At 60.6% G+C, this 21954-nt stretch carries 19 protein-coding genes; 10 read left to right on the forward strand and 9 right to left on the reverse strand.

Annotation, left to right across the window (positions count from 1 at the left end):
- Positions 1-12 precede the first annotated feature (12 nt).
- Entirely contained in the window at positions 13-876 is an 864-nt protein-coding gene (locus tag IEV96_RS01015) for an enoyl-CoA hydratase/isomerase family protein (RefSeq protein ID WP_188508855.1), read from the reverse strand.
- 107 nt (positions 877-983) lie between these two features.
- On the opposite strand from IEV96_RS01015, the gene IEV96_RS01020 reads away from it, so the two are divergent.
- The 5 genes from IEV96_RS01020 to IEV96_RS01040 all read left to right on the forward strand — a co-directional run bounded on the left by IEV96_RS01020 (position 984) and on the right by IEV96_RS01040 (position 4943).
- Positions 984-1481 carry a winged helix-turn-helix transcriptional regulator gene (locus IEV96_RS01020; protein ID WP_188508856.1) on the forward strand — a complete coding sequence of 166 codons (498 nt, stop codon included), beginning with the start codon at positions 984-986 and terminating at the stop codon, positions 1479-1481.
- Positions 1482-1591: 110 nt separating this feature from the next.
- Positions 1592-2056, forward strand: coding sequence for an OsmC family peroxiredoxin (locus tag IEV96_RS01025; RefSeq protein ID WP_188508857.1), 465 nt, complete (start codon positions 1592-1594; stop codon positions 2054-2056).
- A complete protein-coding gene (locus IEV96_RS01030) occupies positions 2034-3593 on the forward strand; it encodes an MFS transporter (protein ID WP_229733331.1) in 1560 nt (519 codons plus the stop codon). The genes IEV96_RS01025 and IEV96_RS01030 overlap by 23 nt, the downstream gene beginning before the upstream one ends.
- 55 nt (positions 3594-3648) lie before the next feature.
- Positions 3649-4488, forward strand: a complete 840-nt coding sequence (locus IEV96_RS01035) for an aldo/keto reductase (RefSeq protein WP_188508859.1) — start codon at positions 3649-3651, stop codon at positions 4486-4488.
- A 74-nt stretch (positions 4489-4562) separates the two neighbouring features.
- Positions 4563-4943, forward strand: coding sequence for a tautomerase family protein (locus IEV96_RS01040; protein ID WP_188508860.1), 381 nt, complete (start codon positions 4563-4565; stop codon positions 4941-4943).
- Between the two features lie 897 nt (positions 4944-5840).
- Here IEV96_RS01040 and IEV96_RS01045 read toward each other — a convergent pair.
- A complete protein-coding gene (locus tag IEV96_RS01045; protein WP_188508861.1) occupies positions 5841-6062 on the reverse strand; it encodes a hypothetical protein in 222 nt (73 codons plus the stop codon).
- Positions 6063-6166: 104 nt separating this feature from the next.
- Between IEV96_RS01045 and IEV96_RS01050 the strand changes: the two genes are divergently transcribed.
- Together IEV96_RS01050 and IEV96_RS01055 are read left to right on the forward strand one after the other, a co-directional pair.
- Entirely contained in the window at positions 6167-6778 is a 612-nt protein-coding gene (locus IEV96_RS01050) for a hypothetical protein (protein ID WP_188508862.1), read from the forward strand.
- Between the two features lie 519 nt (positions 6779-7297).
- Positions 7298-8875 carry a DUF262 domain-containing protein gene (locus IEV96_RS01055; protein WP_188508863.1) on the forward strand — a complete coding sequence of 526 codons (1578 nt, stop codon included), beginning with the start codon at positions 7298-7300 and terminating at the stop codon, positions 8873-8875.
- 387 nt (positions 8876-9262) lie between these two features.
- Here IEV96_RS01055 and IEV96_RS01060 read toward each other — a convergent pair whose 3' ends face one another.
- The 6 genes from IEV96_RS01060 to IEV96_RS16825 form a co-directional block, all read right to left on the reverse strand.
- The gene (locus IEV96_RS01060; RefSeq protein ID WP_188508864.1) at positions 9263-10684 is read right to left on the reverse strand and encodes a hypothetical protein; all 1422 of its coding nucleotides are present in this window, start codon (positions 10682-10684) and stop codon (positions 9263-9265) included.
- 535 nt (positions 10685-11219) lie between these two features.
- The gene (locus IEV96_RS01065; RefSeq protein WP_188508865.1) at positions 11220-11948 is read right to left on the reverse strand and encodes a restriction endonuclease; all 729 of its coding nucleotides are present in this window, start codon (positions 11946-11948) and stop codon (positions 11220-11222) included.
- Positions 11949-12003: 55 nt separating this feature from the next.
- Positions 12004-12510, reverse strand: a complete 507-nt coding sequence (locus tag IEV96_RS01070; protein WP_188508866.1) for a hypothetical protein — start codon at positions 12508-12510, stop codon at positions 12004-12006.
- Between the two features lie 657 nt (positions 12511-13167).
- Entirely contained in the window at positions 13168-14649 is a 1482-nt protein-coding gene (locus IEV96_RS01075; RefSeq protein WP_188508867.1) for a hypothetical protein, read from the reverse strand.
- Between the two features lie 146 nt (positions 14650-14795).
- Complete coding sequence (locus IEV96_RS01080) at positions 14796-14933, reverse strand: hypothetical protein (RefSeq protein ID WP_188508868.1); 138 nt, start codon at positions 14931-14933, stop codon at positions 14796-14798.
- 170 nt (positions 14934-15103) lie between these two features.
- Positions 15104-15379 (reverse strand): helix-turn-helix domain-containing protein, encoded by a 276-nt coding sequence (locus tag IEV96_RS16825; RefSeq protein WP_373282399.1) that lies wholly within the window; start codon positions 15377-15379, stop codon positions 15104-15106.
- 196 nt (positions 15380-15575) lie between these two features.
- Here IEV96_RS16825 and IEV96_RS01090 point away from each other — a divergent pair, with 196 nt between their 5' ends.
- From IEV96_RS01090 to IEV96_RS01100, 3 genes are all read left to right on the forward strand, one after another.
- Positions 15576-16808, forward strand: coding sequence for a ComEC/Rec2 family competence protein (locus IEV96_RS01090; protein ID WP_188508870.1), 1233 nt, complete (start codon positions 15576-15578; stop codon positions 16806-16808).
- Positions 16809-17080: 272 nt separating this feature from the next.
- A complete protein-coding gene (locus IEV96_RS01095) occupies positions 17081-18850 on the forward strand; it encodes a DUF4209 domain-containing protein (protein WP_188508871.1) in 1770 nt (589 codons plus the stop codon).
- A 158-nt stretch (positions 18851-19008) separates the two neighbouring features.
- A complete protein-coding gene (locus IEV96_RS01100) occupies positions 19009-20055 on the forward strand; it encodes a hypothetical protein (RefSeq protein WP_188508872.1) in 1047 nt (348 codons plus the stop codon).
- Between the two features lie 193 nt (positions 20056-20248).
- On the opposite strand, the gene IEV96_RS01105 is transcribed toward IEV96_RS01100, so the two are convergent.
- Positions 20249-21160, reverse strand: a complete 912-nt coding sequence (locus tag IEV96_RS01105) for a hypothetical protein (RefSeq protein ID WP_229732916.1) — start codon at positions 21158-21160, stop codon at positions 20249-20251.
- Positions 21161-21954 lie beyond the last annotated feature (794 nt).

The raw sequence follows: 21954 nt of genomic DNA on the forward strand, positions 1-21954 counted from the left end.
GCCCGGGTCTGGCTACTTGAGGGTTGCGACGGCGGCGACCGAGATGGCGCTGATGTCGTCGCCGAGGTTGAGCTCGACGTCGGAGGCCTCCTGGAGGCCTCGCTCGACGAGCGCCTTCGTGATGGCGGGGAACTCCGGACGAGCGACAGCTGCCCAGAAGGCGTCGGACTGCGGGGGGAAGAGCGCGTCGGCCGGGAGCGTATCGCGGTTCACCGCAGCCTTGATCTCGCGGATGACACGCGGGTCCCACTTCGAGACACGGGTGGCCCAGGCGTCCACGAACTCGACGAAGTCGGCGTCGGCGATGGAACGGTTGACGTAGCCGTAACGCTCCGCGAGGTCACCGTCGAAGTCGGAACCGCTGAGCATGATCTCGAAGCTACGTGCGCGGCCGACGAGGGGGCTGAGGCGTGCCTGAGCTCCACCACCGGCGAGGGCGGTGAAACCGACCTCCATCTGTCCGAGGATCGCCTTCTCGCGGCTGGCGAAACGGATGTCCGTTGCCAGAACGAATTCGCTGCCGGCTCCGCGGGCGCGGCCGCGGATTGCGCTGACGGTCACGGCGGGAAGCTTGCTGAGGCGGACGAGGACGTCGGGCCATGCGGCGAAACCGGTCGGGCTCGGCAGGGACTCGGCCTCTTCGGGGTTGGCCAGCAGGTCGTAGTGAGCGAGGAAGTACTCGGGGTTCTCGCTGTCGAACACGACGACGTTGACGCCGGGGTCGGTCTCCAGGTGGGTCAGGAGCTCCTTGAGCTCACGGATCATAGGCGGGCCGATCACGTTGACGGGCGGGTTGGTGAACGTCACGCGCCAAAGGGTTTCGGACTCGGCGGTCAGTTTGAACTGGGCGGGTTTGAAATCATCGAGGAATGTCATGGCCTCACCGTAGACAAGCTGACTACCAAAGCACAAGTCAGCCGAGGTGAACTTTTCCCGGCGTGGCGGAGAACTTTCGATCTGCAAGTCAGGCGTAGCGTCGGGCTATGTCCATGAATATTGCTCCCGACCTGGATCCAATGGGGGAGTGGCGCTTCGAAGCGTGCCCGGTTTCCTCTGCGTCATCCGTGGTGGCTTCGCGAGGATCGCTGTTGATCATGCGCGAGTGTTTCTACGGCACCTCACGCTTCTCCGACTTCGCGGCCAGGACCGGGCTGTCGGATGCCGTCGTCGCTACCCGGCTCAAGCACCTGTCAGGGATGGGTGTTCTGGAACGTCGCCCTTATGTCGAGCCCGGGCAGCGCGGTCGCTTCGAATACCACCTGACAGAACGCGGACGCGGCTTTTTCCCCGTCCTCGTGGCGCTGATCCAGTGGGGCGGCGCCTACGTGCAGGAAGGCGACGGCGTCGTTCAGCTGACGGAAATCCGCACCGGCCAACGGGTCCGAATCACCGCCTCGGGCGCCGACGGCAGGGCGCTGGCCCCCGAGGACATTGCTGTCCAGCCCCGGCGCCGACCTGACGGCAGCGCTCAGCGCCCGTAAGGTCGCGGATGCACCTCGGACGTTCTGGCTTTCATCTCGCAAGTTAGGGGCGTACCTTGTCACCTGCGGTCTCCTGTCCGGGGTCCGCCAACGACAAAAGGGGAGCACAAATGAAGGCAATCGGAAAGTCGTCCTGGCAGGGATCGTGGAAGACCGGAAACGGCACGATCTCGACCGACACCCCTGCGGTGCAAGGACTCGCCTACAGCTACGAGACACGTTTCGTCGAGGAAAGCGGCGCCAGCCCCGAGGAGCTGCTGGCGGCAGCCCATGCTTCGTGCTTCAACCAGGCCCTCGCCAACAACTTCGACATGGTCGGATTGCAGGCCGAGGACATATCCACTTCGGTAGCGGTCGATTTCGGAATCAGCGATGCCGGATTGCCCACTATCTACGGTTCGCACATCACGGTGGAGGCGCGGGTGCCGGGAATCGACGCAGCAACCTTCGCCGACCGCGCCCAGCGCGCAGCCGACGGTTGCACGATCTCGCGGATCATGAACTGCGAGATCACTCTGGAGGCGAAGTTGCTGGGACCGGCGGACGGTGCTGATGCCGAAACGGTCTCCGCATGATGCCCGCTCCTCAGCGGGACCTGTTTTACTCGGTGCGGGTCGCGGGGAGAATGTCGTGACCGGCCGGACGAAACGACAAGATAACGGCGCCCTCGCGCTGCTGGCATTCGCCCAGCTGGTAATCGGGCTGGATTTCGGGATCGTGTTCACCGCACTCCCGAGCATCGGCGCAGCGTTGTCGTTCAGCCCGGAAAACCTGCAGTGGGTGGTGTCCGCCTACACGCTCACCATCGGCGGGTTCATCCTGCTCGGAAGCAGGGCCTCCGACCTGCTCGGACGCCGCCGGATGTTCATCCTCGGCCTGATCCTCTACGCAGTAGCCAGCCTCATCGGCGGGCTGGCTCCGACCGGCGGCGTACTCGTCGCTGCCCGGGCGATCCAGGGCCTCGGCGGTGCTTTGCTGTTCCCCGCGACCCTGTCGCTGGTGAACACGACATTTGCCGAGGGCGCGGCGCGAAACAGGGCCATCGGAGTCTGGAGCAGTGCTGGCGCGGCAGGAGGCGCTGTCGGCGTGGTTGCCGGTGGACTCGTGACGTCGCTGCTCGGCTGGGAATGGGTGTTCTTCATCAACGTGCCGTTGGCGGCGGGCGCCGCGGTACTCGCGCCCGTGCTGCTCAACCGCGACGCCCCTGTCGTGTCCACCGCGGCCGACCTGTGGAAACGGTTCGATGTCGGCGGGGCGTTGGCGGCGACCGTCACCGCGCTCCTGCTCGTATTCGGACTGATCCGCGCACTGGACGGCGACTGGGGTTCGCTGGCCAACGTCGTCACCTTCGCCGGATCGGCGCTAGCGGCTCTGATATTCATCGCAGTCGAAAAGCGCGTCGCGAACCCGATGCTGCCGTTCGCCCTCTTCCGCCAACGGGGACTGATCACCGGGGTCGTCGTCGCATTCGCGTTCATGGCCATGTTCGGGGCGCAGTTCTATCTACTGAACATCTGGATGCAGCAGGTTCGCCACTTCGACCCCGCGCAGGCCGGCCTCGGTACCCTCCCGCTGTCACTGTGCATCGTCGTCGGTGCGCAGGTGGGCGGCCGGCTCGTTACCCGGGTCGGAGCGCGCACGACACTGCTCATCGGAATCGCCACAGGTCTCGTCGGTCTGGTGTACCTGTCCCTGTCCCTGTCCACCGGCGGCAACTATTTCGCCGAGCTGCTCCCCGGCGTGATCGTCACCGGGATCGGCCAGGGAATGACATTCACTGGCCTCTGGATAACGGCGTCGACCGGAGCGTCGAAAGAGAACGCCGGCATTGTCTCCGGCATCGCCTCGACGGCGCAGCAGATAGGCGCCCCGGTCGGGCTCGCGGCGCTGGTGGGAATCGCCCATCTCGGGCAGCCTGCCAACGCTTCGGAAGTGATCGTCGGGCGGCTGAACGAGGGCGTATCGCACGGCTTGATGTTCTCGGCCGTTCTCAGCCTGCTCATCGGGATCGTGGTTTTGTTAGTGGCACCGCGTCGGAGCCGCCCTGCGGTCGGCACAACGCCTGTAGCAATGGCCGTAGCCCACGACGGAGACGGTCCAGTACCGGTATGACCGGCGTGAGGTTGGCTGGCTTACAAAACGCAAGTCAGTCTGGTACCGTTTCCCCATGGCAGCCAACCTCGCACCGACCGTCCTTCTCAACACCGGCTTCTCCATGCCCCGGACCGGCTTCGGGACGTGGCCGCTTCGCGGCGACGACTGTGCTTCGGCAGTCGTTTCGGCAATAGACGCCGGCTATCGCTCGATCGACACTGCAGCCGCGTACCACAACGAAGACGGGGTGGGCCTCGGGCTCAAGAACAGCGGATTGGCGCGTGAAGAGCTGTTCGTCACGACCAAACTGCGAGGGCAGAGCCAAGGCGGTGGACGGGCGCGCGAGGCGCTCCTGACTTCTCTCGACAAGCTCGGCCTCGACTACGTCGACCTGTATCTCATCCACTGGCCGAACCCGTCAGTCGACCTCTACGTCGAGGCGTACGCCGAACTGCTGGAACTTGCGGACGAAGGACTGATCCGATCCGTCGGAGTGTCGAACTTCAAACAGGAACATCTGAAGAAGATCGTCGACGCGACCGGAATCGAACCGGCGGTTGACCAGATCCAGGTATCGCCCACCATCGGACGCAAAGCGCTGGTCGCCGACATTCAGCGCAGTTCGACTGTCGTCGTCGCGTGGAGCCCCTTGGAGCGCAACTCGGGCGTCTTGCAGTCCCCGACGCTGACCACGATCGCCGATCGGCTGAAGGTCAGCACGGGCCAGGTTGCTCTGCGCTGGTTGGTCGAGCGAGACATCGTCCCGATCCCGCACTCCGGGAACCCGGAGCGGCAGAAGCAAAACGCGGACATCTTCGACTTCGAGCTCTCCAAATCCGACATGACGGCGATCGACGCGCTGGACTCGGACGCCGAGGGCGAGCTGGACTCCGCAACGCACATCGAGATGTAAGCGAACAGGTTGCCCGTGCTGTCCGGAGCTCCCGAACCGGCGCTCGCAACCGCCCGAGATGAGAAGGACATGACATGCCACTGGTTCGGATCGACTTACCAGCAGGAACCCCGGCCGGCTACAAGGATTCGGTGGTCGAGGTCGTCTACCGCGCTCTCGTCGACGTCGCCCACGCCCCGGAGAACGACAAATTCTTCGTTGTGACCGAACACGGCGCCGCCGGCCTCGTCATGGACCCGCACTACTTCGTAGACCGGTCGGGCGCCGCGTTGATCATTCAGATCGTCTTCAACGCCGGACGGACGGTCGAAGTGAAAAAAGCCCTGTACCGTGCGATCGCCGTGGGGCTCAGTGAGAAAGTCGGCCTCCGCACCGAGGACGTGTTCATAAATCTCGTCGAGGTGCCGAAAGAGAACTGGTCGTTCGGGCTTGGCGAGGCGCAGTACGCGGAGTAGCGCCGTCGTCGAGACGGGGGCCCTGCCTGCTGCGGGCGGCCGTCGAAGGATCGGGAACGCGACCGGGGGCCTTCGGGCGCCGGCGCCCAACGCGAGCGGGGCTGTGGACAACTTTCGCGGCTGCGTATCAGTTCTGCCATTGTTCGGAGAATGGAAGACGCGCTTTCGGCCAGCACCCCCAACTGCCCCGTGTGTTTGACGCCCTTATGGCCTGCAGGGTCAGACGAGCGTCCCTACTGGTACTGCCCCGACTGCAAGGTCCGACGCATAGTCTGATGGCCGCACCCGAGATCGATTCCACCTCCTCTGGCCTACGTCGTCCGTTCGTCCTACAGTGTTCCTATTCGCAGTGGCCGGCTGCTCGCCTTGTGAGGAGCAACCTTGGAAATCGTTCGTTGGAATCCGCCTTGGCCGCTGGTGGCCATCTCTGACTGTGAGTGGATCGTCGTCCGCGACGACCCGCGACGACCGGCCGCAGTCGTACGGTTCCTTCCGGCCGCCCCGAGCGGCACCCGTTACCGCATCGTCCGCTGGGCACCACGGTCTGAAGACCGCCGCCTGTTCGAATACGTCGCGACCCTGGAGCAGGCCGACATGGCCGTGACCTTCGTCGAACGGGAGCCCCGAGGGCGGACGGCGCCGTTGACATCCGATCGACCTGGAGAATGGCAGAGGTTTGAGGCTTGGTTCTGGGGGCGAGCCCCGGATCGTCTCGTTCGCGACTGCGGCCCTGCGTGGGTGATTCGCGAGCGCCTCGTCCGCTGACCGAACCCGCTAGGTGCCGACGGTGTCACGTCAGGAGCGTCTCGCCAGAAGTCGAAATGTCAGGTATCGGACACACCCCGAGCGCGGACTCGAAACCGATCGCGGGCAGCCGACCCAAGAGTTTCGACTTGATCAACAACGGAAGACCTCGTGCTCATCGCCGTCCTCCCACACGTGCGATTGACCGTCGGCGAACATCACCGTTACCGACGTGCCGCTTCCGTGCAGCGTGGTCTCCACGACTCCAGATTCGTACTCGTCGGACCAGTCGCCGACTTCGACGTCGAGGGCCCTGCGGATAACAATGCGGCAGCCTCCAGGTCCGTCGGAGGCGAGGCTGTTCAAGAGTGTCATGCCCCCATAGTGGCGGATGCGAACACCACGCTGCGCATGCGAGGCTCAGACTATGAGGCACCCGCATGCCTATACGCCGTGCACGAATCCGGAAGAGTTGGGGAATGGGCGAGACAATCACCGCAATCGTGGGGCTCACTGGGGTCGCAGTGGCCGTCCTGATCTTCTGGAGAGATTTCGCCGACCTGCGGTCTCGCAGATATAACGAGCGGTTCAAGAACTTGTTGGAAATGAAAGATGTGCTCGCTGCCAGAGGCCCCTATGTCGGAACGTCCGCGCGAGAATCCGCGACGGCGGCGCACGAAGCGATGTTGGCGGACCTCGACGCTGAAGCGCGTGCGAATGCCGTCATGTATATGAAATCAGCCGCGCGATTGAAGCGACCCGGATCGATGAGCGTCGCGATCGGAATCGGTGGCTACGGTATCGCAATCATGTGGCTCGTACTCTCTGGGGTGCTGCCGGCAATAGAGCCCGACAGTGAACATAGTGCGGTTTCGCTTTTCGTCGCCCAGCTCGTTCTGCTCGGCATCGGGCTGGGCGCATTCGTCGGAGGCGTCTTCGAGGGGGTTCGACGTTGGCTGTCGCGCGGTATACGGCTTGCGGTCGGCCACGAGGACGAACTCACCGTTGACTGGTGGCGGCAAATCGCGAAGGGGGTGCGAGAGAAGAGGGCTGCGCGTACCGCCGAAGCAGGAGCTTCGGCGGCCGAGTGAGCGTTCAAGGCCAACCACGTGCAGACCCGCACATGGTTGGTCGCGAAAAGTGTGCAAGTCTGCTCGCACGCGGGCGGGGCCACCTCGGATACCCTTCGACCATGCGTGACATCGTCGACATCACACCGCCGAGCCCCATGCCCTCATCGACGATCTGAAGGTAGAGCTGTCGTCAACCGGGTCTGCGTCTGCCTTTATCGATGACCTGACGGTACCCACCGATGCTTGGCGCAAAGCCGCGCGGGCGGCCGGCCGTTCGCTCCGCAGACCAGTAGAAACCGTGGCCGCTGACGGTTCCGTCCACGCGGCTCTCCGCGACTGGCCGGCGACCGACGAGGAGACGGCGAAAAACCGCGATGCGATGCGTGCCGCTGTCGACAAGTCATGCGGGTGACGATTTAGGTGTCTGGGTGTCGACGTCGACGCCGAGTGTCGCTAGCGAGGGCGACGACGGAGAGCTTCGACAATAAGTTCACGGTTATTCCTCATCATTGTCGATTTTATCGATAAGGTCGCCCTATGAGCGACCCAATCAACATAGAAAAAGTCATGTCGCGAATCCGTTCTGGAGAGATGCGAATTCCGGGCTTCCAAAGAAAGTTCGTTTGGCAACCGCAACAAGCAGCCCTCCTTATGGACAGCATCTACAAGGGCTATCCATTCGGTTCAATATTGCTGTGGCGCACGGGAAACATGCTCAAGACTGAGAAGAACTTGGGTGGGTTCGGCCTTCCGGCGCCTGAAAAGGACTACCCAATTGACTACGTTCTAGATGGACAGCAGCGCATAACGTCTCTCTTCGCGACATTCCAGAATGGAATCGCAGGGGACGGCGAAGACCCTGAGGTATGGCTTCCGATCTACTACGACTTCGACGCCACTGACGACGTTCAAGACCCTCGATTCGTGGCCCTCGCCTCTGATGCGGTCGACTCAGATCGTCACTTTCCGCTGAAGACATTCTTCCATCCGGTGAATTTTTCTCGGGCCGCGCAACAACTCCCAGAAGCTCGCTTTGAGCAGATCGTCACAGTGCAGCAGCGTTTCGTAGCGGCGGCGATTCCGGTTCAGACATTTGAGAGCGAGGATCGCACGAGCGTGGCAATTGTTTTCGAACGGGTCAACAGGCTTGGCGTCGAACTCGACATGTTCCAACTCCTGACGGCGTGGACATGGAGCGACGACTTCGATTTACAAGAGCAGTTCGAAGCTCTCGCAGACGAGTTCAGCGACTTCGGGTTTGAAGATGTCGGAGCGGACAACGACTTGATGCTTCGTTGCGCAGCTGCTGTCTTAGTCGGCGACCCGGCACCATCCGCGCTTATCGACGTGAATGGAGCCGAAGTCCGCGCCAGATTCGAAGAGGTTGTGAAAGCGCTCCGGCTCGCAATCGACTTTGTACGGAACCAACTCCACATACGCCACCTGAAGTTCCTTCCCTATTCGGCCCTCCTCGTCCCACTGACCGCCTACTTCTCAACACGACAGAATCAGACCACCCCTGACTCCGATCGCCGGGTTCTATTGCGATGGATTTGGCGGACGTCATTCTCGCATCGATACAGCGGGAATCCACTTCGGAATGTGCGTAGCGACGTCGAGGAAGCGATCAAACTCCGGAAGGGCGACGCGAACTCCCTCGACGCGATAAGAGTTGACGTTCCCCCAGCATTCTTCCTCGATCATGCGTTCCGTCAATCGAACGTCGCATCGAAGTGCCTCATACTGATGCTCGCGGGGCGTAAGCCGCGGACGTTCCTGAGTGGCACCTTTGTTGACTTGGGCAAGGTTCTGAGCGAACCGAATCGCCGCGAGTACCATCACTGCTTTCCTCAGAAGTATCTAATCAACTCTGGAACTGACTCCGACACAAAACGCATTAGTGCCCTGGCGAACATCGCCTTCATAAGCAGGGTCGACAACCGCACGATTCTGGCGAAGGCCCCTAGCGACTATCGATCGTTGATGCCCACCGACATTGGGGCGATTTCAGAAGCAGCGCTGTTGCCAGATTCGCTTTTTACAGACAATTGGGACCTGTTCTTAGTCGAGCGCGCTGATCTTCTAGCGTCGGAAGCTCAGAAACTTATTGCCTAGGGGTAGGTCGGGGTGCTGCGCAAACCATCTGTAGACATACAGAAGGTATTTAGTGTCGATCCGTAGGCGCGGACTCGGTAACGCCGATCGCCACGGCATCCTGACCTGGGCCTGCGGCGGGAGGCTCGGCACTGCGGGATGATGAAGCGGCGGGCGGACATTCGGGTCCCCCTCCCGGTCTGAGCCGAAATATCCCATTATCGATCCCGCTGAGCCGGAACTCTCACGGCGGATTGTCTGGGCGACATATCTTCAACAAGATCGCGAACGAGACCCTGCGGCACTAGCGCGCGCGCGCGGCGACCGCAATTCACGGCTTAATGCCGCACCGAACCGCCGCTCATCCGTGCGGAGGCTGCGTAAGGCAAATGGAGTGTACGAACTTTTTTAACTCTCGATGACATGGCCGTACCTGTCGACCGGGGCTCCCTCCGCCTTCCCCTCGGGAAGGTGGATGAGGGCTACGCAGATGGATACGGCACGTTCTTCGTTTTTGTACTTCAGTATTGGCCACCCTTCGACGGCCCCTTCCACTTCGCCCGAATATCCCTCCACTTCGCGCAGTCTTTCAAGTTGCGTGTGGACTGATGCGACCTTGTCGCTCTGAGGCAACAAGAGCATTAGAACAGCCGCGGTGTCATGGGTATTCATGTAGCCGAACAGCTGCGGGTTGAGAGCTTCTTGCACAAGCTTTTTGGAACGAGCCCACTTCGACTCGCAGATAAATACGGTGGCGGGCCCCGATCCGGAAGAGAGAACGTCCGCCTTGATGAAGATGTCGGACTTCCCCTTTCGTGTGAACACCTCGCGCTGCGCGTCCGGGAGGGTCGCGTTGAGAGTGGCCGCGAGCAGATCACTGAGGCGATCCTCGTTCAACCCGGCGAACGTCCTCGGGTAACGCTCCACGGAATCCGCCCACACTCGGATTGTGCGTTGAACGTCGTTGAAGGAGGCTGGATCCAATTTAACCCGTGACGGGAGCGTGACCGTAGGGCTTGCTGCAGCCTTAGCGGGTTTAGGTGCGGAGTCCGCGCTGGCGGAAGACTCTAGACGTAAGGAATCGATCTTCCATCCTCCAGGGAAGCTCAACTGCCTAGTCACTGCTGCTCGCGCCGCCAATCTCGCGCGCCGCCGCCCGACGGCATCGGCGATGCTTTCCGGGAGCTGCTTCTCGTAAAAAGCTACGGTCTGCTCCGCTATGGCGGCGACGAACGGTTCGAGCGCCCGCTGCTTGTTTAGGAACACTCCTTGGATGTCGAGTTTGCCGAATAGGGCTTCCTTTTCGTCCTCTTCGGACAGGAAGACATGCGTGTAGAGGTGCTTTTCGCTTCCGTCGGCACCGAAGCCGGGTCCCGGATTCCCGACAACCCATTCGGGCCATCCACCGTCCGCCGCGTCATTGAAGTCAGAACCCCAAGTGCTCGAAGCATCCATAATCGTGCCGTCAGATTTAACATCCAGAGGAGTGAGGTGCTGGGCTCTGTCGGGCCAAAAATCGAGAAGCCGCTCGTCTCCGAACACCTCCAACGCCACCCATTGCTTCAACGTGGGGACTCGAACACCGGGTTCGTCCGTCCGTCTGTAGCCGTCGAGCCGGCTGTCGGCCCGCCGCAACTGTCCGATCGACGGCTCCGGGCGGCGATACGCAGAGATGGTCGCCTCAAGGTGAGGATTTTCGAATGCGGCAAGGTCGTCCGGAGTTTCGGCCGTATCGATGTCCCTAAATATCTGAGACACGCTCTGCGCTAATTCTGTGGACAGTGGCCGGTATCGGCGCTTGAAATCCGTGAACAATGCATCGCCGACCATGTCATCAGCCTATTGCGAGGGCACTCCACTCGAAGCCCGCGCTGCACCGTGACGACTGAGAAGTCAGTTGCACGATGGAGGCCTTCTAGTCGCCCGTGACCTAAACGGCTACAACACGGACGATCGCTCTTGCGACAGCCGTGAGGCCGGTAGTCCCGACTGTCCCGCGTGCCCGAACGCCGCGATTCATTGGATGCAGATTTGCCTCAACCAGCGGTAAGCCCACCACTGCGACCGGCGGATGCACGAGATGATCTTGAACCTCTCATGGCAGATGGGCCCACGCCTAACCCGTTCAAGAGGAGTAGCTCGAACTCGACTTCGAACGATGACCGGGGGTGCCGCGGGCGATCCCGTTGCCGCACGAGTCCGCTACCGCCGCGGTGAGGCCGCGGTGCGCGTGAATGGCCTGACGGTGGCGTGGACGGCTCCGGATGGGCCGGTGTAGTGCAAGGCGGCGGACGCGAAGGAACGCCAGTCAAGGTGCGCGGGGCGGCTGTTAGCGGACGCTGGATGGCGGTGATGTGGATACGCGTTAGGTCCGGGACGCTCCACGGTTGACGCTCTGCGGTTCCCAGTCTTCGCCTTCCCAGACGGCTAGCGCATTCTCAATTTTCTGCATCGTGACATGCGCCCCTACAAGGAATTCGCTGCGCGATGCAGCCGTAAGGAAACTATTCGCGTCGTTCGCGAAGCCATACGCGGCTGGCAGCATGCCGCGTCGTACGGACCTTATTCCCGACGCCAAAAGGCTGAGATGCCCCATCACGCTTGTTGTCCCGCCCTTCCACCCTGGTACCTGACGAAATATCGAACCCCCGCGCCCGATATGTCGGGTGTTCGCCTTTATCAGGTCGAAAGCGTGGTCCACCCTCGTTTGGAGGTGTTCGACCTCAACCGTGAAAATCTCGTCCGGCGAGGCTGCTCTGAGCTCGGCGAGAGACGTGACGGTGACGTTGGCGAACTCGGAGGCGTTATACGCTCCGGACTGGAATCCGTTCTCAGCAAGGAATATGCCGCGGTCAGCGCCGACGTCTTGAACTATCGAACGGAAAGCCAACACGTCGGTCATTTCCACGCGTCGCCCCCGCTTCTTACACTCCACCAACCAAGTGTGGCCCATGCCAGCTCGGTCGAATTGAACGACTACGTCAATGTCGTGTTTTGCTCGCACACCCTGAACCGAAACATCTGTTCCGGCGTCTAGCCCGACGGAACGGAAATAGGCGGCCGCTTCCTCCTGGTACTCGCGCCACGGCTCCATACGACAATTATCTCCGAACCCGGGACCTGATTCCGTATAGGTGGGCTTCGACGCCTCAAATGCGAGCTCGACCGAGCTTGCGATTCGCAAACGGACGCGTTCCATAGAAAGAAACGAACTCATCGATAAGAGCGGTTTCGGCGTCCTCAGGATCGTCGTCCGGTGTCTCCTGCCACGCGACGAGCGTCTCGGCCTGGTCTGCGAGCTGCCAGATGTACCGGCCGCCCCAATGCCCGACCTTTTCCCCGGCACCGTGCCGGTGATACTCCGTGAGCCTCTTGCGAAGTCCCCGGTTGCCGCGAACGCCCGCGCCAGCCTTCCCGATGTATACGACCTGGGCGCCCTCGACCCATGCGGAGTCGAGGTCCGCGATGGACATAGAAGGGTCTTTGTCCTTGAACCAGCCGGCGCCGCTGACGGCCAGAAACTCGGGGGCGCTGCCGACGGCACGGAGAACGACGTAGACACCGGGACCAGTCGGGACATCGGCCATGGGAAGGCTGGAGAAGGGCACGAAGCCTGCGAAACCGGCGGCGGTGAGTCCGGAACGGGTGAAATCCATGCGCTGAGTCTTGCTGAAACTCGCCCGCGCGACTACCACGGCGGTCGGGGCCGCGTTCGAAAGAGATCAATCGTTCGTCCGAGCAGCCATATCGCGGGCCCCACGTGGCATTCGACAATGCCAACGACTTATGGTGCTCTGGGAAACCCAGTTCCGGAAGGTCTCTGTCGATGTGTATAACTGACCGCGACCGGCGGCTCCACTGGGCCCGCCCTCACAACCGATGCGCAATCTTCCAGAAACTGCTGACGCGCGACAATTCGACGGCCGGCGGTAACGTCGTCGTGGCCGACGAAGCAAATATCGTCGCTCGGGCAGAGCAGGGCCCGGTCGGAAGTGACGGCGGTCGCAAGTTGCTCGACAGCTGGCTGACAGGACGCCGGGCCTACCTGCGGCCGGTCGTCTCCGCTTCGGCAGCCACATCGGCTTCTCTGGCTCGAACGATTGTGTCGAGGATGTTGTCGAGCTCTTCGAAATCTTCGGCTCCATAGACACCAAGGTCGCTGACGTTTCGCTCGCATTCCATCGACTCAACGTAGCGGCGCCGACGACGTCCCGCGAGGAATACTTTTAGACGTCCGGTGCATCCGAGCGTGTAACGCCGCTGACAGGAACGCGCCAGGACAGTGGAGCGCCTCGGCCCCGGCCGGGCGGTCTTCACCTCGGGTGGCGCTTCAGGATCTCCGGGAAGGTCAAGATCCTGAGCAGATTCAGCCAGGCCAAGTCCGGAAGTCGGCCCGGAATGTGGCCCGTGTGCGCGGCTAGCAGTGCGCGGTCGTGCGAGGTAGGAGTCTTGTCGTAACCATGCTGGCTGTTTCGAATCACGCGCAGCCATTCACTCGCAGCTGTGGCTATTGGAACCTCGGTTTCTACGTTGTGCTTGTCTGGTCGAATGAAGCCGGTGGCGGTTCGTCGTGATGGCAAGAAAAAGCCGTCCTGCACTTGCTCAAGCGCCTCCACTGCCGCTTCAGCGCGCGGCATGAGCACCAGCTGAACACTGTGTGGCATCTGAGAGCGTAGGTCGTCGACGAGTTTGCGGTTCTCATGCAAGCTGGTGAGCTTTGACCAATCAAGGCTCCGCTGAAGTCCGCCCAACGAGTCGAGGACATGAAACAGCGCAAGTCGGCGCGAATGTTCGTCGTCGGTTGTGGCGATGACTTGGCAACTACGACAGATTTGTTCGAAGTTGAGCGAGCGTTCCAACGCGGATGGCGCGTTGTAGAGCCCTTCGACTTCGTAGTTCGACGGCTCCGTGATTTGGGAGAAAACTAAATCCAGCCGGCTAGTCCACCATGCGATCGCATCACGAAATGCCTGTGGCGGGATTGGCGCTTCTTGGCCTATGTCATCGAGCCGGACTCGGCGCCCTGACATAGAGAGGATGTCGACTACTAAGGGCCCTCGACTGTTTACGGGAGCACCGAATGCAAGCAAGACCACTCCGCCGGCCCGTACTGCTAGTGACCCCCAGGTGCTCGGGGAGAGGCTGGTAACTAAAGGCTCAAGATATGCGCTGAGGCCCATAACAATGTCTTCGATAAGTTCCAGCGAGGACGCAAATGCCGTTCCCATCACCGTCGGACTTGGTTTCGTGTGATGTAGCAGCGCGCGAGGCATTCCATAGCGGTTCCCCAGCTGGTCGCTTATCTCAACCAGATGCATGGAGGCGTTCGGGATCCCGCCGCCGGCGAGCCACTCGCCCATTATTGTGGCTGCGAGGTCCGGCAGATCCGATGCATGTGGAGCCGCAGCTATCAGAGTGCGGTAGCTAGTGAGCAGGGCCGCGAGGTTGTCCGGATACTGATTTGCCAACTGCTCGTGTTGCGCTACAGCTACCTGCCAGAAATTCTTATCGTCAAAGAGATGATCGAACCGCTCAAGTTTCAGAAGTCTTAGATACGCAGCCCTATTCGATGGGTCGAGAGCCGTTCCGAGTCGACTGACCTTGACAAGGTGTGGTCTATCCCCGCGGACACTCTCAACGTTACGGACCCTCCACGGCTTCGTTTCGTCATGTAGGTCCCAACCAGCGAAGTGACGGGCTCGGTCGGGGCGATCTCCAAACATCCAGTCCGCTATCTCGATGCCCACACCGGTCCGCCTTAGGTTCTCCAGATCGGCTGTCGAGTAGTGTTCCATCGCTATTGTGCTCCATTCGATTCGGACAGAGATCTCTTCAACGCCGCCCGATGCGGGGGAGGACTACCAACTCACCGAACGGCGGTGGAGTTGATCGCGCAGGCCAGAGACCCACCTGCGATTACTAGCGAGCCGGTGGACACCCATCACGCGGAGCGCTGTGAGCGTCTGGCGGCTTCCGTTTGATACTTGAGCAGTCCGAGCATATCGACCAAGGTTTCATTTTGATCTGCCGCATGCCGCTGCATCTTCACCTGGTGCACGATGTCGTACGGAGTCGTCATGCAATGACGATAGGCGTCCTGGCGTTTATAGCCATGCTGACGTGGCCTTGGGATGCGGTCACAGTTAATGACCCAGGCCGCCTAATGGTTCACGATGTCGCGGATACGTTGGAGTTCTACATCAACTCCGAAGAGCGCGCACGGTCGGATCGGATACAGATTGCAAACAGCTATATAGATCTACCCGGCCATAAATCGCAGTCCAAGCCCCGCTCCAGTTTCGCAAGGGTGGAGATGTCGGGCCAGCTATTGCCCTGCAGGATCGCGTAAATGGTCGAGTGGTCGATTCCCGTCAGATTGGCGGCATCCCGCAGGGGCATCTCGCCGATGGCCGCCCGCAGATTAATAGCGAGCTGCCTAGCGACTTCGCCTACTGGATCCTCTGATTTCACGTCCGGCCATCCTGGTGCGAGCTCTTTTGGTAGGGAACGAAATGGCCTAGACATACGACGAGAGTAGATGAGTGCAGGCGCGACACAGGTAGGCCTTTCCGCTCAGAAGGAATCCGTAGTCCGTGTTTATAGTAATACACAAAAGTCTGGCGAGGGAAGTTCGAATCCGTCGTCGGAGCCTGTAGACGCGACTCCCGTCAGCTGTGTGATGAGTGAAGCCGTAGCAGCCGTTATTCGCTAGATTCGAGGGATGATCAGTCTCCGTCGTACGCAGCACCCCGTTGGGCAGGGCTTCTTTCACACAGCGGAACTCGGGTTGCACGGTGGCTCTTCACCCTGGTTCCGCTGGCTCTACGACTGCGGAGAGTACAGAAGTCACCACGATGCCCGGGACCGCGAAATAGGCAGCGTCATCAGAGACTGGGGCGTTGGAGGCGCGGTTGATGTTGCCTTTATATCGCACGCGGATTCCGACCATATAAACGGCTTTGAAGGGCTCTTTCTATCAGGAAAGGGCCTCAAGCCGCGCGCAATTATGATGCCCCAAATTACAGCGATAGAGCGACTCGTTTCCTGGTGCGCCGCGGTAGAGGAAGGCGGCGTCACAAGTGCCTTCTACGACGCCTTCATCGCGAATCCGCGACGGGCAATTGCGTCCGCCTTCGGCGATGTTCAGGTTATCGAAGTGGTGCCGCGAGGCGATGAGAACTTCAGCAACTTCGACGATGCTCCGATTGATGTGGCCAGCGACGGACTCCCTGCCTGGCGCGTAGTCGGGCCTGCTGGCGATGACCAGAGTGGGCGCCCAGTGATCCAGTCCGGATCGCAGATCCGCGTACAAGCGGCGTGGACATCCGGGTACCCTTGGGTCCTCGTGCCTCACGTCGCCGCTGAGATAACAGGACTACGAAAGGACTTCATAAAAGCCCTAGCCGCAGGAATGAAGATTTCAGAAAGGCGACTAGAGGAACGAATTCACGATCCGCTATACGTAGCATCGCTGCTCAAGACACAAGGGACGAAGTTGCGAGCCGCATACCGGGATGCGTCACCTAGCGTGAATGCCACGACACTGTCGCTATACGCGGGGCCAGTGGAGGAAATGAATGGCAGGCACCAGATTCACTATGGTGGTCGGCGAATACGACCGACCGAGAGATCAGGCCGAATCGGTTGGCTTGGCACGGGAGATGCTGAGTTGACGGGAGATCGTTTACAAGATTTCCTCGATGTGTTCGACCAATACTTCCTGTATGTCAAGACGGTAACCACGCCGCACCACGGGTCGGCACGGAATCGGGTCCCAGCGCTCTGGGAGGCACTTGGGCCGGACGTAACAGCGATTTCAGCTGCCGATCCGCCGAAGAAGTGGAATCACCCGTCCACAGTCGTTCTCCACGACTTAGCTCGTCACGGAATTATGCATCTCATAGTTTCGTCGGCTCCACGCAGCCGTGTCGATGAATTTGTCCACTACAACTAGCCGTGGGCGAGGCGGTGCTGACTTCCGCGGGTTACCGCGCTAAGCATGGAACCGCTACTGAACTAGCGCTACATCAGTAATCGACCGATCGCGGTGAATCTGCGGCAGGATCGCCCGTAAATCTCTGCGCACGCTGAGGAATGGGGTGATTGCTCTATTCTCGGAATCCAATCATTGCAACGTGATCGACATCCGCAGTGGCGGTAGATCTCGACAGGAACCGCGCAGGCCGATGTCAACAAACAACGCTTATGTCGGCGGAAAAGGTCATCATGGCGTACGAGTTCGAACCTTCACATCCGGCGCTGGTGACGGCATTGCTCGACAGGCTTGCCGCATCCGAAGAAGATTTGGTGAAGGTATGGCAGCGTCTGTGGCTCGACCCTGGTTACCAAACTCTCGATGACGCTCTACGAGCCGAAGTGGATTTCCTCTTTGCATACGAGCTCCAAGAAGAGTACGGCAGCGCAGGCGTGGTGACCCTCGAAGAGTCTCAACATTTATTAACGGCCACGCGCCCAATGTCTGAAACGCCGCCGGCCGCATGGGCGTTGTGGATCGAGGTGAACGGAAGCCTCCAGAATCCGATTGTCGCAGCCCATCTGGCCGACGTGTTGCTGACCTCGCGAACGGACTCGTCACCCGATCATGCTGTGGCCACGGTCAATTCCTACCTTTCGGTTGCTGCTGACGGGCACGTCTCTTCTGAACATGTCGCGTTGTCACTAGGACGCGCGAACAGTATCGCGCGCTCGCGAGCGATGGCTGAGGAGCTTGCGGTGAGAGACACCATGATTCGACTCAGCGGGACATTTGCCGTCGATCCAGACAAGGTGGGCCCTGCCTTGACTCTCCTTGCCGCGCTTTCCGTACCTCCGCGTGGCGGAGCGTTCTCTGAAGGCGAGCGCGGCGATCTGGAGCGCCGCCTATTCGCTCTCGGAAACTCGTATTTCACGCTCGTCGATGAGGTTTTTGACACTCTGGCACGACTAGCGGTCGACGCTTCCGCCCTTGAAATTGCACAACGTTGGCAGGTGAACCAATACCTAGGATTGGCCGAAGCAGAAGACAACGGGATGCGAAAAATGCATCACGCTCAATCGGCAGCAGACCTCGCTGGGTCCTACGGTCTACGCGACCTCAAAGGAACTGCGATCGTGATGATGCAGTCCATCGACCACGACTCCATGGGCTGGCAGTCCGCCGTTATAGACGCTCCGTTATCCAAAAATGCTTTTAGGGCGCACCTCCGGAGATACCGCCGCGCACGCAACTGGGAATATGCGCTGATGGTATTTCTCGCAAGCGGCTCCCCATCCGGAGATCATGAGGCGAACGTGAGGTCGGCGGAGCGCGCCGCCGTCGGGTCGATACGAGCGCTCGTCTCGCGGACCACCTACGGTACACATGGTCTTCCGGAGCGATCCGACGGCAACTTCCTAGACGAGGAGGTCGTGCGAAACGAGTCGTTCAGATTGAACTTCTCTGGCATTCTTCTCGCCCATGAACTTGAGTACGTGCGCGACCGCTTCGAGCCGCCGTCGACGCGGCACGTCGCTGACTGGATGGCGGCCAGCTTTTCGTCCGACCCGACCCTTGCCGAGCACTTCGCCGAGTCGCTAGCTCTTCATTGGGCTGGCAAGTTTTCCGATTCTGCGCGACTTGCGATCCCACTGATCGAAGCTGGCGCGCGAGGCTTGCTTCTACGCTTGGATGAACCCCTCTATCGGACCCAGCGGGGGAATTCGCCGGGGAAGTTTCCCACGATGGATTTCTATCTCGAAGCTCTGTCAAACCGGGGCTTGGACCCGGATTGGGGTAGGGCACTGCGGTTGGCGCTCCTCTCCCCGGGAATGAATCTACGGAACCGTTTCGCGCATGGTTTTGATCTAAGTTTCACCGAGGCTCAATCGGCCCTCCTACTTCGGCTAGCGGGACTTTTCTGTTCCATGCCCGTGGGTATGGACGAATCCGATCTCCCCGCGCCTACTAAGAGTGCGCGCGGACAATTGCGGCGCCGCCCCGCCTGGGCGTGGTTGTGAGCGCGCTCGTCGCGCGGGGTTGCGTGCGGGGAGTAACGAACCGAAAACGACGCGTGGGTATCGTCGCGCGAGTCCTTTGCTGCTGACACCAATGCCGAAGACGATGACGCGTTCATCTTCTCCCGCATAATCAGCGCAGTTACTGACACGATGGCTGAGTGACCATCGAAATCGATACTTCGCGTGCGCTGCGAACTCAGGATCAACTCGAAACGCTGATACGGGCCGTCGAACGGGCGGCACCTGAGGACGAGAATCGAGCTCTTGAGTGGAAGTCGGGGTACCCCGACTTGACTACGGCGCATGCCTCCTTCGCCATAGCACGTGCCATCCTCGGCCTCGCCAATCGCCCGGTGGACGTCGCGGGAGCGACGTTTGAGGGGGTCGGCTACGTCCTAGTTGGGGTCGAACCGGGACGTCTTCGAGAACAGCTGGTCCCCGATAGCGCGGAACTGCTGAACGCTTTGCGGCGTTTTACGGGTCACGGCTTCCCGCTCTGGGATGCTCGAAGCGTGGCTGTGGAAGACTCGAATATTCTGGTCATCACAGTTGAACCTCCTCGCCCCGGCGACCGCATTGCACTTCTCCATAGGAGCTACCAGTCCCCGAGAGGTCAGCAAACGGACGAAGGAACAGTTTTTGTTCGTCAGCCCGGCGCGACGGAGCGCGCATCTCGCGCTGACCTCGACATGCTGCAGGATCGACTATTGAGCGGAACGGAAGCCGACGCGCAAGCTGCACGCGAGGCGGAAAGGTATCAAGAGATCCGTACTTTGATTGCGGACCTGGTTCACTCCGCCAATCAGTGGGCGAGCTTGATGCAAATCATGGTCATCATGTCCGCCGGCGAAGGGTGGTCCCGGGACAGTCTCGCCGAGTGGGCGAACTCGGACTCCGGGCGTGAAACGGGAGTCCATGCCCAGCTCATATCGCAGAACGCGAGAAAAGTGCGCCTGCTCACCAGCGACGAGCAGCTGGTTAGCCCGGTACGGATAGCTGCAGAAAAGCTAGCAAACGGTGCGGGCGCCTTCCGCGGAATCCACGGTCCCGGGCCAAGCCGCGACGAGCAGCGAAAAACCGCATACGCGCACATCAACGGAGTCGTGCGTGCCTTCGCATTAGTCGAAGAAATAGCCGTAGATCGCTTAAGCCAGTCCTTAAGTGAGCGAGTCGGACGAACGCAGTCTGCTGCGCAGCGGCGATGACGTTGTGACGTTGGCCCCGCAACCCGTCAGCAACGGGACGAGTCTTTATCCCAAGTTGCGGCGGAAGGGTGGCGATTGACGCGTTCGTCGAAGCGTTCAGGATGCGTCAATGCTTGGCAAGTATTAACCACGACGGAGCCTTTGGACACTATCGCCACGGGTATGCATCCAAGCTCAACGCGCCCGGAGGTGATTAACGTTGCTCGCGCAGGGGGGGATATGCCGCCCAGTCGCCGCCTGCGAGGCGCCACCATGCGCTCGCGGTGGCGATCGAAACGCCAAGGAGGTCCGAAAGGACCCTCGGATGCATTTGTTGAGCGAGCTCCATCAGAGCTGTCGCTCGCGCGCTCCCGGTGCTCATCCCGTAGGTGGCGAGCCGTCTGGAAAGTGCGCGCGCCGTTAGATGCTCGCCTGGATGCCTGCCGACGAAGAGCCAGCGGGGAGATCGCAAATGGCTTAGTTTCAGCAATGATTGAACTGCTTCGTCCAGAGGTGCGGGCAATTCGATTGGCTCACTTCCGATAGTTAGCATTGTCTTGCCATTTCGCTCGGATACTTGCGAACGTTCGATAGCGACGACCCGGGTGGCTTGCATCCCGTATAGGAGGATGAGGAGAGCCCCAACCCGGTCCATGATCGGAATTTCGGCGCGCTCGATGAACAGTCGCGCCATTTTCCAACGATGGTCGGTTGAAAAGCCGTACCCTTCTAGTTCGTTCCGGCGGTACGCCACTACTAGACGGCTCAAGCGCGTCGTGCGTAGCCATTGAGTGAAATGGGCGAGCGCGTCCTGCTGGGCCGGCGACCCATTCAGGAACTGGTCCAATTCCCTCTGGGGGAGCGTAGCCACCGTGTGGTCTATGTCCCGCGCTGCATTCAGGAGCGCTGCCACCTGTCTGAGCGCACCGCGGTGCCGACGATATTTCGCCTTAGGGTTGCTCGGAACCGACTGGTGCGATTGGGATTTCAGGCCCCACCTGCTGTAGCGGCGCAATAACGTGCGGTCCTCCGGGTGTTCGATCGTGGTGAGCCAAATTTGCTTCCAATATTCGAACCGCGCTTCTTCCGCATTGAGTTCTGGGATTGTGCCGGACGCGACGAGCAATGCGAGGAGGAATGAAACGGTTCGCGGGTCGCCGGCGTGCTCGATTATTGCTGCCGGATCTAGGGGCAGGGTGCCGTTTGCAAGGCCTTTCAGCGTCTCAGCTCCTCGGCTCTTTATTACCCACCTCGTGAGTGATTCAGGCTCGGGATGATGCGAAAGTAGGTATTCAGCGAGTGACTGCAATTCGGGTCGAATGTCGCCGGTGTCGTCCGAAAGAAGCTGCTGAATAACTATGGGTCGGCGACATCTCGCGCAAAGACGATGCTTTCGCGACTCAGTGATGGAGCCGCATTCGGGGCACGCCATCGTGACTGGAGCGCCTGCGCAATCCGCGCACACAAGATGGTTGTCCCAGAGATTGGTCAGTAGCTTCTTCTGGAGGCATTGAGGGCACACCCGAGGGCGCCGCATCGCGTAGTAACAGCGAGCACACATGATGCCACCATCAAGATGTGTTGCGACGCGACCTGGCTCATCGCAGATCGAGCAAAGCTTTATTGGGGCGGTGTAGCACCTCAGGCAGACGGGCTCTCCTCTGCGCACGACAAGCGTCGCCATTTCGCCGCACCGATGGCAAGTGTCGAATGAGCGCGGATCGACCCTCCAGCAGCGCCGGCATAGGGGCTTTCCGTCGATGCGCCGTTGGATAGGTTGCACTTGACCGCATTTTGCGCATGGCGTCGCGCGGTGATTGCGTTCGCAACGAGAACAATGGCGTCCTCCGCCTGGTGCTTTGTGGGGCAGCGATACCGATCTGCCGCATGTCTCGCACCTAGGGAGAGAGATATTCTCGG

It is taken from the genome of Conyzicola nivalis, from assembly GCF_014639655.1.
Lineage (GTDB): Bacteria > Actinomycetota > Actinomycetes > Actinomycetales > Microbacteriaceae > Conyzicola > Conyzicola nivalis.